This is a genomic window from Streptomyces sp. NPDC091377, assembly GCF_044757045.1.
Taxonomy (GTDB): Bacteria; Actinomycetota; Actinomycetes; order Streptomycetales; family Streptomycetaceae; genus Streptomyces.
Window position 1 is genome coordinate 13,566 of sequence record NZ_JBIVUE010000008.1, and the last position, 12,408, is coordinate 25,973.

General features: G+C 73.6%; 7 protein-coding genes and 1 riboswitch. Of the genes, 4 read left to right on the forward strand and 3 right to left on the reverse strand.

Annotated elements, in window-relative coordinates:
• Positions 1 to 1,183 precede the first annotated feature (1,183 nt).
• Positions 1,184 to 3,268 (reverse strand): asparagine synthase-related protein, encoded by a 2,085-nt coding sequence (locus ACIQNG_RS18990; RefSeq protein ID WP_401486739.1) that lies wholly within the window; start codon positions 3,266 to 3,268, stop codon positions 1,184 to 1,186.
• Positions 3,269 to 4,129: 861 nt separating this feature from the next.
• Here ACIQNG_RS18990 and ACIQNG_RS18995 point away from each other — a divergent pair.
• The 4 genes from ACIQNG_RS18995 to ACIQNG_RS19010 all read left to right on the forward strand — a co-directional run bounded on the left by ACIQNG_RS18995 (position 4,130) and on the right by ACIQNG_RS19010 (position 9,596).
• Entirely contained in the window at positions 4,130 to 5,557 is a 1,428-nt protein-coding gene (locus ACIQNG_RS18995) for an MFS transporter (protein ID WP_401436896.1), read from the forward strand.
• Between the two features lie 250 nt (positions 5,558 to 5,807).
• Positions 5,808 to 7,022, forward strand: a complete 1,215-nt coding sequence (gene lhgO, locus ACIQNG_RS19000; protein WP_401486341.1) for an L-2-hydroxyglutarate oxidase — start codon at positions 5,808 to 5,810, stop codon at positions 7,020 to 7,022.
• Positions 7,023 to 7,248: 226 nt separating this feature from the next.
• Positions 7,249 to 8,046, forward strand: coding sequence for a tRNA (guanosine(46)-N7)-methyltransferase TrmB (trmB, locus tag ACIQNG_RS19005; protein ID WP_401486343.1), 798 nt, complete (start codon positions 7,249 to 7,251; stop codon positions 8,044 to 8,046).
• A gap of 20 nt (positions 8,047 to 8,066) precedes the next feature.
• Positions 8,067 to 9,596 carry a PrsW family intramembrane metalloprotease gene (locus ACIQNG_RS19010; RefSeq protein WP_401486345.1) on the forward strand — a complete coding sequence of 510 codons (1,530 nt, stop codon included), beginning with the start codon at positions 8,067 to 8,069 and terminating at the stop codon, positions 9,594 to 9,596.
• A gap of 108 nt (positions 9,597 to 9,704) precedes the next feature.
• On the opposite strand, the gene ACIQNG_RS19015 is transcribed toward ACIQNG_RS19010, so the two are convergent.
• Together ACIQNG_RS19015 and ACIQNG_RS19020 are read right to left on the reverse strand one after the other, a co-directional pair.
• On the reverse strand, positions 9,705 to 10,757 hold the full coding sequence (locus tag ACIQNG_RS19015; protein WP_401486347.1) for a M23 family metallopeptidase: 1,053 nt from the start codon (positions 10,755 to 10,757) through the stop codon (positions 9,705 to 9,707).
• Positions 10,758 to 10,768: 11 nt separating this feature from the next.
• Positions 10,769 to 10,926, reverse strand: a riboswitch (cyclic di-AMP (ydaO/yuaA leader).
• A gap of 217 nt (positions 10,927 to 11,143) precedes the next feature.
• A complete protein-coding gene (locus tag ACIQNG_RS19020; RefSeq protein ID WP_401486348.1) occupies positions 11,144 to 12,313 on the reverse strand; it encodes a PP2C family protein-serine/threonine phosphatase in 1,170 nt (389 codons plus the stop codon).
• Positions 12,314 to 12,408: the final 95 nt, after the last annotated feature.

The window sequence follows — 12,408 nt, forward strand, 5'->3', positions numbered from 1 at the left end:
CGTCAGGCTGTCGCGGCGCGGCTGGGGGTGGGCGCGAGCCGGTCGTCAGGCTGCCACGAGCTGATCCCTGGGGGGTGGCGAACCGCCGCCAGGCTGCCATGGCACGACTGTGGGGTGGGCGCGGGAGCTGGCCGCCAGGCAGTGGCGAACCGGCCGCACGGCTCTTGCGGACCAACCGCAACGGGCCTGCGGCGACCCGGCCGCACGGCTATCGCGAACCGGCGGTGGGGCGATCGCAAGCCAGCCGTCACGCTGCCGCGGCGCGGCCGAGAGATCGTCGCGAACCGGCCATCAGGCAGCCACGACCCGGCCGTGGGTCGACAGCGACCCGGCCGTCCGGCTGCCACGAACCGGCTGTGGGGCTGTCGCGCGCCAGCCATCACGCTGCCGCGAACCGACCGTAGAGCTGCCGCAAGCCAGCCATCACGCTGCCACGAACCGACCGTAGGGCTGCGGGAGCCAGCCCACGTTGTCGCGGCGCGGCTGAGAGATCGTCGCGAACCGGCCATCAGGCAGCCACGACCCGGCCGTGGGTCGACAGCGACCCGGCCGTCCGACTGCCACGAACCGGCCGTAGGGCTGCCACGAGCCACCCATCACGCCGCCGCGGCGTGGCCGATGGGCTGTCGCGACCCGGCCGTCAGGCAGTGGCCGACCAGCCGCACGGCTCCTGCGGACCGGCCGCAAATGGGCCTGCGGCCCGGCCACGACGGGCTGCGGTCTGGCCACGACGGGCTGCGGTCTGGCCGACGGGGACTCGCAAGGCCACTGCCGGGAGCACGCGACCCACCGCCGGAAGCGCGCAAAGCCACCCGGAAGCTTGCGGAGCCCATCGCCGGAGATCCACAAGGCCACATCGCAGACCCGCGAACCCATCGCCGGAAGCCCACGCACCCTCACCGCGCCCGCCGACCCGACCCCGGAAACACGCGCTCCCCTCACGAGGATCGTGCGGACTGGCCGGTAGAGCCTGTGATCCGTACGCGGGAAGCCAGTGGTTCCCACCCAGGGCGTGCCCCTTACGGGGAGCCTGCGACACGACCGCCCACCAGCAGCCTGGGTTCCCTCACGAGACCACAGGCAGCCTGGGTCCGTCACGAAGCGCCTGCGGACCACTCACAAGCGAACCGCCCACCCCCACAAGGACCCCGTGGACCACCCGCAAGCCGTTCGTGGAACGCCCCTACCCCCGTCGTACCGTCGCGCCCGCTCCCAAGGCGCCTCTCTGGGGGGTGATTCCCGCCGGTACCGCGCGGGCTCGGGCGGGGGTTCCGGTCCAGCAGGTGCCTCGGCGGGAGAGGAGGCGGCGGAGCCAGAGTTCGAGGGAGACGAGGTGGGCGAGGCCGTCGACGGGGAGGGGTTCGCCCTCGGCGCAGGCGCGCAGGGCCTTGCGGACGACCCGGGCCTCGACCAGGCCCGCCTCGGCGAGGAGGGGAGTGTCGAAGAGGTCGATGAGGGGGCTCACGAAGACGCGGAGGCCGGTGCGGGCGGCGGCTGCCGCGGGGGCGTGGGAGGGGGCGCCCCAGCCGGGCGGGAGGTCGGCCACTCCGGCGCCTTTGAGGACCGTACGCAGGATCGCGGCCCGGGCGCCCGGCTGGACGCGGAGGGCTTCGGGGAGGTCGCGGCAGGCGCGGACGACCTGGTTGTCGAGGAACGGGGTGTGCAGGCGCTGGAAGCGGATCTCGGCGGCCTGCTCCAGGATGCGGAGGTCGGCGGCGTAGCGGGCGAGGGCGGCTCGCGCGCGGAAGGCGCCGGGGCGCTGCCCGGGGCCGGCGATGCCGGAGCGACCGGGCTCACTGTGCAGGCGAACCGATACTTCAGCCAGCGCCTCACCCGTCAGCCAGCGCGCGGCGGGGCCGGGTCTCGCCCAGGTGAGCGCGGCGAGGGAGGCCCCGACGGCGCCGCCGGGCTCGTCGAAGCCGCGGTCCATGAGGCGGTCGGCGAGGCGGTCCACGCCGGTCCGGTAGGGGGTGCGGGACAGCCGGCGGGCCGCGCTGTACACGCGCGGGGGCACCATGACCGAGCCCTCCGCCTTGGCCAGCGCCGCCATCGGGCGGACCAGGTGGCGGCGTTTGCGGTCCATGAGCAGGTCCGCCAGGCGGGCCGGGTGGGCGTCGAGGACCTGGCGGGCGCCGTAGCCGGTGAAGTGGTCGGCGCTGCCCGCGGCGAGCCGCGCGCGGTGCCGGGCGGCCGACACCAGGCCGACGCCGGGTTCGTCGGTCAGCGGGCCGTCGAGGTCGGCGTACGGCAGGGTCTCCTCGCCGCCCGCAACCACCACGTGGTGCAGCCGGGGGTTGGCGGCGAGTTCGCCGGCGCGCTGCACCTCGGCCTCCCGGCCCCCGACGGCCAGGTCGTTGAAGGTGACGGCCAGCAGTCGCTCGCCCGCGCCGGTGCCGTGGCCGAGGAGGGTGCCCGGGTTGCCGGGGAGACCGGCCGCGAGCAGGGCGAGGGTGGCGGAGGCGGGGCCGCCGGACAGGTCGGCGCCGATCCCCGGCACCGGCATCCCGCGCGCGGCACGCCGTTCGGCGGGTCCCATGCCCGGCACCGGGCCGGGGTCTATACCGGCGCCGGGCACGTGCCGGGGAGCGGAGAGGCGGGCGCGTACGGCGTCCACGAGGGCGTCGCGCACGGCGTCCACGGCGCTGTCGGGGTCGGCGGGGGGCGCCGCCACGGCGAGGGAGGCGACCGGCTCGTACCCGGCGATCTCGCGGGCCCCGGCGCGCAGGATCAGCGCGTGTCCGGGCGGGATGCGCCGTACGCCGTCGTACGGGGTGGAGTCGTGCAGGGCGGCCGGGACGTCGGGGGCGGCGAGCAGCGCGGCGAGATGGCCGAAGTCGAGGTTGGCCTCCACCAGGTCGGCCAGCGGCAGGGCGGCGGTGGCGTAGGCGGTGCCGCCCGCCCACGGGGTGTGGAAGACGGGGCGGGCGCCCGCGAGGTCGCCGCAGACGGTGACGCGGCGGCCGACCTGGACGACGGCGGTGTAACTGCCGGGCCAGGCCGTCAGATGGCGCAGGGCGCCGCCGCGCGCGGCGAACAGGGCGACGCGCAACTCCTCGTCGCTGGCGGCGCAGGTGCCGAGGACGGCGATCCGGGTCTGCGGGTCGGCGGCGACCACCCGGACCTCGTCGGGGCGCCAGTCGCCGACCGCCCACAGCGGATCGGGGTCGCCCCACAGCAGTTGGGAGCCGACCGGGTGGAGAGTCTCGCCGTCGGGGCCGGTGGCCCCGGCCGAACCGACATCCCCGCCGATCCCGCCCATCCCGCCCATCCCACTGGTCCCACCGGTCCCGCCGAACCCGCCGGTCCCGCCCATCCCACCGGTCCCGCCGGAGCCGCCGAACCCGGCGCCCAGGGCTGCCGCGGCGGCGCTGCTCCATCCCACCAACCACCGCATCGACGCCTCCACAGGCTGTGGACAACCAGTGCACCGCATGAACAGGTTCACCATGCTGCCACGAAGAACCCGCCACGGAGCGGCGGCGGAGCCGCTTGAACGACCGTGCCGGCCACGGAACAAGACGCCGCGCGCGGGAGACCGAGAGGACATCGAGGAGGCGCCGAAGGGGCGTCATCCGTCCGAACACGCGGGTGCGAGCTATGCCCCGCGACTCGAATGCGCCCCCGAATCACGCCCCTTGAGCACCCAACGCGCCGTCAATTCGTATGGTGGGAGCGGTATTCCTCAGCGCGGGGCAGCGTCGCTTTTCGGCCAAATCAAGATTGCGGTAAGAAGATCGGAACGGTTCTGCACACGCTCCGTCAATGCTCTGCGCACCGCCCGGCACCGCGGGGCCCGGGAGGCGCAGACACGCCCCCCGGACCATTCCGCCACCCGCGGGGATGAAGGCGGCGGTGTCCCCCAGCCCACTGGTCCAGTACAGCGGGCCGACCCACGCACAGCCATGGAACCGCTCCCCCGATGGCCGGAGAAGAGCGCACGGACAGGCGCACGGCCACACACCGGGAGCACGCCGCAACGCACCGTGCCCGCCCCGTACTTCCGTACGGACCACAATCCCGCCATCCGGAACAATGCCTCTTAACGCTTGGGATGCGGCGAACTACGCTGGGTTTACGAATGCCGCGTGCTTATGCCAGCGCGGCAGCCGTCTGTGTCGAGGGGTGGCTCATGTCCAGGGAGCAACGCGGGCCGAACGACAAACTCGGCGCCGTTCTCGCCCTCGCGGGAATCAGCAACGCAGGACTCGCGCGGCGCGTCAACGACCTTGGCGCCCAACGCGGGTTGACGCTTCGCTACGACAAGACCTCGGTGGCGCGCTGGGTGTCGAAGGGCATGGTGCCGCAGGGTGCCGCCCCGCATCTCATCGCCGCCGCCATCGGACAGAAACTCGGCCGTCCGGTGCCGCTCCACGAGATCGGTCTGGCCGACGCCGACCCCGCGCCCGAGGTGGGCCTCGCCTTCCCGCGCGATGTCGGGCAGGCCGTCCGCTCGGCCACCGAGCTGTACCGCCTCGACCTCGCCGGACGCCGGGCCGGCACCGGCGGCATCTGGCAGTCCCTCGCCGGTTCCTTCGCGGTGAGCGCGTACGCGACGCCCGCCTCCCGGTGGCTGATAACCCCGGCCGACAGTTCGGTCGCGCGCGACGCACACCCCTCCGAGGGCTCCGGCGCACCGCTCAAAGTCGGCCACAGCGATGTGCAGAAGCTGCGCGAGGCGGCGGAGGACGCCCGACGCTGGGACTCCAAGTACGGCGGCGGCGACTGGCGTTCGTCGATGGTCCCGGAGTGCCTGCGCGTGGAGGCCGCGCCGCTGCTGCTCGGCTCCTACTCCGACGAGGTCGGCCGCGCCCTGTTCGGCGCCTCCGCCGAACTCACCCGGCTCGCGGGCTGGATGGCCTTCGACACCGGCCAGCAGGAGGCCGCCCAGCGGTACTACATCCAGGCGCTGCGGCTCGCCCGCGCGGCGGCGGACGTCCCGCTCGGCGGGTACGTCCTGGCGTCGATGTCGCTCCAGGCCACCTACCGCGGCTTCGGTGACGAGGGCGTGGACCTCGCCCAGGCCGCCCTGGAACGCAACCGGGGGCTGGCCACCGCCCGCACCATGAGCTTCTTCCGCCTGGTCGAGGCGCGCGCACACGCCCGCGCGAGCGACGCGCAGGCGGCGGGCGCCGCGCTGAAGGCGGCCGAGGGCTGGCTGGAGCGGTCCCGGGAGGGGGACAACGACCCGTCCTGGCTCGGCTTCTACTCCTACGACCGGTTCGCCGCGGACGCCGCCGAGTGCTACCGCGATCTGAAGGCGCCGCGGCAGGTGCGGAGATTCACCGAGCAGGCGCTGTCGAAGCCGACGGAGGAGTTCGTACGGTCGCACGGGTTACGGCTGGTGGTGTCGGCGGTCGCCGAGCTGGAGTCGGGGAACCTGGACGCGGCGTGCGAGCAGGGGGTGCGGGCCGTGGAGGTGGCGGGCCGGATCTCCTCCGCGCGGACCACGGAGTATGTGAAGGACCTGCTGCACCGGCTGGAGCCGTACGGGGACGAACCGCGGGTGGTGGAACTGCGCGAGCGGGCGAGGCCGCTGCTGATGATGGCACCGGCCTGATCGCTCCACAGAACCTCGACCTGACTCAGGTGATCCGCCTGGCTCAGGTGATCCGCCTGACTCGGGTGGTCCACCTGGCTCAGGTGATCCGCCTGGCTCAGGTGCGGAGCCGTAGGCCCACAGGGCCCCGCACCGCCGGATGGGCCCCGCACCGCCGGATGGGCCCCGCACCGCCGGATGGGCTGCCGTTCCCCGCGTTTAAAGGGGATGTCAGTGGCGCAGTGCACTATCTAGGTGGGAGGTGGTGCAGGTGCGGGCCGGGGTGTACGACTGTGATGTGCTGGTGGTCGGCGGGGGCATCGTCGGGCTGTCCACCGCGTTCGCGATCACCCGTGCCGCCCCCGGGACCCGGGTGACGGTGCTGGAGAAGGAGCCGGGACCCGCCCGGCACCAGACCGGGCGCAACAGCGGGGTCGTCCACAGCGGGATCTACTACCGGCCGGGCTCCCTCAAGGCACGGTACGCGGTGCGCGGAGCCGCCGAGATGATCAAGTTCTGTTCGGAGTACGGCATCCCGCACGCCGTCCCCGGAAAGCTGATCGTGGCCACCGAGCGGGCCGAGCTGCCCCGGCTGCACGCCCTGGCCCAGCGCGGCCGGGAGAACGGCATCGCGGTCCGTGAGCTGGGCGCCGCCCAGATCGCCGAGTACGAACCCGAGGTCCGCGGCCTCGCCGCCATCCAGGTCGCCGCCACCGGCATCTGCGACTTCGTCGCCGTCGCCCGCCGCCTGGGCGAGGCGTCCGGCGCCGAGCTGCGCCACGGCCAGGACGTCGTACGGATCGACCGGCGCCCCGGGCGGGGCGTGGCCGTGCGCACGCGCGCGGGGGACATCGTGCGCGGCAAGGTCCTCGTGAACTGCGCCGGGCTGCACTGCGACCGGATCGCCCGGCTGGCCGGGGACGAGCCGGACATGCGGATCGTCCCGTTCCGCGGCGAGTACTACGAGCTGGCCCGGCCCGGACTGGTCAACGGCCTGGTGTATCCCGTGCCCGACCCCGCCTTCCCCTTCCTCGGCGTCCATCTGACCCGCGGTGTCGACGGCGGCGTCCACGTCGGGCCCAACGCCGTACCGGCCCTCGCCCGCGAGGGGTACCGCTGGGGGGTCGTACGGCCCCGCGAGATCGCCACCACCCTGAGCTGGCCCGGCACATGGCACATGGCCCGGCGGCACTGGCGGTACGGCGCCGGTGAGCTGCGCCGCTCGGTGTCCCGGCGGGCGTTCACGGCGGCGGTGCGGCGGCTGCTGCCCGTCGTACGGGAGGACGACCTGGTGCGCGCCCCGGCCGGGGTCCGCGCCCAGGCCGTACTGCGGGACGGGACCCTCGTCGACGACTTCCTGATCAAGGAAGGGCCCCGGGCCGTCCATGTCCTCAACGCTCCCTCCCCGGCCGCCACGGCGTCCCTGCCGATCGGGAGAGAGGTGGCCCGCCGGGCGCTCACCGCGCTGGGGGAAGCCGGCCGCTGACCGACGTAAAATCGAACCCACTGTGTCTGACTCTCCCCGTACCCCCGACGCTCCCCGCAGCCGTCAGCGGTCGGCCCTCGGTTTCCCGGGCGACCCTGACACCTCTGCGGCCCCCGCCACCCCGGATGACTCCGGAGTCTCCGGTGCTTCCCATGTCTCCGGTGTCTCCGGTGTCTCCGGTGTCTCCGGCGCTTCCGGTGTCTCCGGCGCTTCCGGTGTTCCCGGTGTGCCCGGTGTTCCCGTGGGGCGGCCCGGGCGGGCCAAGGGGGAGCCGAGGTTCCCGGACGGGCCGCGGGCCGACCCCGCCGGATCGCACTTCGAGCGGCGGATCCGCAGCTTCCAGCCCCGGCGGAGCCGGGTGACGACCGGGCAGGCGGAAGCGCTCCAGCGGCTGTGGCCGCGGTGGGGCCTGGACATCGACGGACAGCGGGTGATCGACCTCGGTGAGCTGTTCGGCAACGGCAACCCCGTGGTGCTGGAGATCGGCTTCGGGATGGGCGAGGCCACCGCGCGGATGGCCGCCGCCGAGCCGCGGACCAATCTGCTCGCCGTGGATGTGCACACCCCCGGCCAGGGCAATCTGCTCCATCTCGCCGAACGGGCCGGACTGTCCAACCTCCGGGTCGGCAACGGCGACGCCATCATCCTGCTCCGCGAGATGCTCGCCCCCGACTCCCTCGACGGACTGCGCGTCTACTTCCCCGACCCCTGGCCCAAGAAGCGCCACCACAAGCGGCGGCTGATCCAGCCGGAGTTCCTCACCCTCGCCGCGAGCCGGCTGCGGCCGGGCGCGCTGCTGCACTGCGCCACCGACTGGGAGCCCTACGCCGAGCAGATGCTGGAGGTGCTCACCGCGCACCCCGGCTTCGAGAACACCCAGGCCGACGGCGGTTTCTCGCCACGACCCGAGTTCCGCCCGCTGACCCGTTTCGAGGGCCAGGGACTTGAGAAGGGTCACCTCGTGAACGATGTGCTCTTCCGGCGCGTACCAGGAACGTTCCCAGTCCTCGGAGAGACCTCCTAGCTGTCGTGAGGGTCGATGTCGTGGCCACCAGTCCCCCCTGCTCGACCTACCCGGTCCATCCCGGCGCTCCCCGGCCCGACACGTCGGCGCGGACCGGACGGTGGTACCGGTGGCGGCGGTGGGGGCAGCGGTACGCACAGGCCCGTCCGACGGCCGGGCTCCGGCTCCGGCAGGGCGCGGTGGCCGTCCTGCTCGCCCTGTCCGGCCTGGTCATCCTCGCGCTGGTCCGCCAGGAGACCGGCACCGAGGGCTTCCTGGTCGGCCTCGGCCTCGCCGTGCTGCCGGTGCCGCTGCTGATCGCCGCGTTCCGCTGGCTGGACCGGGTCGAGCCGGGGCCCTGGCGGCATCTGCTGTTCGCCTTCGCCTGGGGCGCCTGCGCGGCGGCGCTGATCGCGATCGTGACCAACAGCTTCGCGACCCGCTGGATCGCCACCGCGACCGCCGACCCGTCGCGCGCGGACACCCTCGGCGCGACCGTGATAGCGCCGGTCGTGGAGGAGTCCGCGAAGGCCGCCGCGCTGCTGCTGCTCTTCCTGTTCCGCAGACGGCACTTCACCGGCCTCGTGGACGGCGTGGTGATCGCCGGGGTCACCGCGACCGGCTTCGCCTTCACCGAGAACATCCTCTACCTCGGCACCGCCTTCGGCTCCGACCAGTCCGGCGGCGACAGCGGGGGCGTCGCCTCCGTCACGGTCGCCACCTTCTTCGTCCGTGTGATCATGTCGCCGTTCGCGCACCCCCTGTTCACCGTGCTGACCGGCATCGGCTTCGGTGTCGCGGCGGCCACCGGACCGGGCCGACCCCTGCGCAAGGCCCTGCTGCCGCTGGCCGGGCTGCTGCTGGCGATGGGGGTGCACGCCTTCTGGAACGGCTCGGCCGGCTTCGGCGACCACGGCTTCCTCGCGGTCTACGCCGGGTTCATGGTGCCCGTGTTCGGGCTGCTGACCTGGCTGGTGATCTGGGCCCGGCAGCACGAGCTGCGGGTGGTGCGGGAGGAACTGCCCGCGTATGTCGCCACGGGCTGGTTCTCCCCCGCCGAACCGTTCGCGCTGGGCTCGATGCGGGCCCGCCGACTGGCCCGGCGGGACGCGGGCCGGCACCTGGGCCGACCGGCCGCCCGCGCGGTGGCCGCGTACGAGTCGTACGCCACCTCCCTCGCGGTGCTACGGCGCCGGGGCAGCCGCGGCCGGGCGGGCGCCGACTTCGTCCGGCGCGAACGGGAGTTGCTGGACGCGCTGTGGCAGCGCCGCGAGACCGCCCGCCCCGCCCTCGAACAGGCGGCCCGCACCATCGCCCCACCGCCCCCGGTCCCCGCCCCGCCCTGGCAGCCGTGGCCACCCTGGCAGCCCTGGCAGCCCTGGCAGCCGTACGGCGCGGGCGCCTGGCCCCCGCACCCGCACCCGCACCCGCACCCGCACCCGCACCCGCACCACCCTCACGGCGGCCCCGCACCGAACCCGTCGCATCCGTCGCATCCGCCACATCTGCTATATCCGTCGCATCCGTCGCATCCGCTACATCCCCGGCCCACGACAGACCGGCAGCCCTGACGCCGGGGGGTTGTCGTCAGGGCTGCCGGGGTTCGGGGGGCCAGAGGCTCAGCAGGTGTCCAGGGATCGGGGCATCAGCGGAGGCTCTGGGAGCGGAGGCTCACGGCATCAGGGGTTGAGGCCCTTGCCGCGCAGCCAGGACAGCGGGTCGAGGGCGCCGCCGGAACCGGTGTGGACCTCCATGTGGAGGTGGGCTCCGGTGACATTGCCGGTGGCGCCGACGCGGCCGATGACCTCGCCGGTGGTGACCTTCTGGCCGACGCTGACACTGATCGAGGACTGGTGGGCGTACCAGATCTCGGTGCCGTCCTCCAGGGTGAGCACGGTCTTGTAGCCGTACGAACCGTCCCAGCCGGCCTGGGTGATGGTGCCGGTGTGCACGGCCTTGAGCAGCGTGCCGGTGGGGGCGGCGAAGTCGAGACCGGTGTGGTAGCCGGAGGACCACAGCGAACCGGCCTGGCCGTAGGTCGAGGTGAGGGTGTACGAGGAGGTCGGCAGCGCGAACTGCTTGGCCAGCTTGGCCAGTCGCTCGGCCTCGGCCTTCTTGCGGGCCTCCGCCTCGGCCTTCTTCTCGGCCTTCTTCTTCTCGGCGGCGGCCTGGGCCTTGGCCTCCTTCTCCGCCTCGGCCGCCTTGTCGGCGGCGGCCTTCTCGGCGGCGGCCTGGGCGTCCTTGGCGGCCTGCTCCTCGATCTGCTGCTGCTGGTTCTCGGCCTGCGCCATGATCCGGGCGCGCAGCGCCTCCCCGGCGTCGGCGGAAGCCTGCCCGGAGTCGGGCGTGGCCGTGCCGAGGCCGCTGAGCGGGGCGGCGTCGGTCGGGTCGACGGGCTCCGGTTCGGTGTCGTCGGAGCCGAAGGAGACCGAGCCCAGGTCGGGCATGGACAGGGAGACCGGCGGCTTGCCGGTCTGGGCGGTCGCCATGCCACCGGCGCCGACGGCGGCTATGACACCCACGCCGAGCACGGTGGAACTGCGGGCGAGACCGCCGCGCTGCTTGGCGACCCGGTGCCGGCCGCGGACCGGGCGAACGGTCTCCGCGGTCGGGTTCCATTCCTCCCACGGGCCCTCGTCGGTGCGGGGGCCGCCGTAGACGACGGTGCCGGTGTCGTCGGTGCGCTGGGCGGGGACGAACGAGGCCACAGGAGCAGGCCGGTTGGACGCCACGTAGGCGTACTCCTTTCCTTCCCTCTCGCCTACCGGGTTAGCTGACGGGTTCGGAGCAGGAAGGTCTCCTACGCGCGTAAACCGACCATGCGTGCATGGCGGACGACGCCCGATTCACCCCAAGTTGGTGGTTCCCCGGTTCCCTCGCGGGATTCGGCGCTCGCGCGCGGAGCCGACTCTGGTGACGGCTGGTACGACCGCGCTGCGTTATCGGACGTTAATAGAACCCAGGGGTGATTTCCAAGCGGTTCCTCTTGATCCTTCCCGCTCTTACGCCGGACGTAAGGGTCATGAGCGGTTGAAATCGGGCTACTTGACCCCCAGATTTGACGGTCCCGCTACACATCAAAATGGCGATGGTAACGCAGATGTTATGCGGAGGGGGGTCATTCGCTTACCCGCTGTGACGAAGCCGGGAGCCCCTCGGACGCGTCGGCCGGCCGACGCACCGCGAGCAGCGCCATGTCGTCCGTCATCCCGCCCCCGGTGTGCTGCCGCACCTCCTCCGCCAGCGCGGTCAGCAGGGCGTCCGGCCCGGTGAAGGTCCGCCCCAGGAGCCGCATCTCCGGCTCGAAGAAGACGCCGTGTCCGTCGCGCGCCTCCGACAGCCCGTCGGTGAACAGCAGCAGCGTGGCCCCGCCCGGGAACTCCGCCTCCTGCGCCCGGTCCGGCCAGCTGCCCAGCTCCCCCATCCCGAGCGGCAGCGCGGGTTCGACGGACGACAGGGTCCGCACCGTGCCGTCCGCGTGCAGCAGCAGCGGCTCCGGATGCCCCCGGTTCACCACCCGTACGACGCCGCTCCCGTGCGGGATCTCGGCCAGCACGGCGGTGGTGAACCCCTCGAACGCGTCGAGCCCGTCCCGCCGGGTGCCCTCGCGCGCCAGCGCCCGCTCCAGCCGCTCCGCCACCGCCTCCAGCGTCGCCTCCTGCTCCGCGGCCTCCCGGAACCCGCCGATCACCACGGCGACGGCCCCGATCGCACCCATGCCCTTGCCCCGCACGTCCCCGACCACCAGCCGCACCCCGTGCGGAGTGTCCTGTACGGCGTACAGGTCGCCGCCGACGAACGCGCCCGCCTGCGCCGCCTCGTAGCGGGCCGCGATCTCGAAACCGCCGATCCGCTCGTCCGGCTCGGGCAGCACCGCGCGCTGGGCCGCCTCGGCGATCTCCCGGGCCGTGGCGAGCCGCTCGTCGCTGCGGCGGGCGACCATGTTGATCAGCAGGGCGAGTCCGGCGACCGTCACGACCGTGATGGTCTCGGTGAGGGCCTCCGCGCCGTAGTACGAGTCGAGCAGGAGATGCACCAGGAGGACGACCGCCACGGCCACGCATCCGGTGACCAAGGTGTAGCGCCGCCCGAAGAGCGGGGCCGCGACCAGCGGAGCGGCCGTGAAGAACGGCACGGCGGTGAACTGGTTGGGCATGAGCAGCTCGTAGACCAGCCCACCGGCGATCAGCAGCGCGGGCACCAGCCGGACGTAGCGGCGGGTGTAGGAGATACGACGGGTGGGGGCCCCGGTGTGCGGCCCCTCGCCCTGCCCGTCACCCGGCCGCACCACGTGTCTCCCGCGTATGTCCTCGCCGACCACAGCCCCGCCCCATTCGTCCAGAGTTGCCGGAGCGGGGCGGCCGGGCGAGCCGGGCGGGCCGA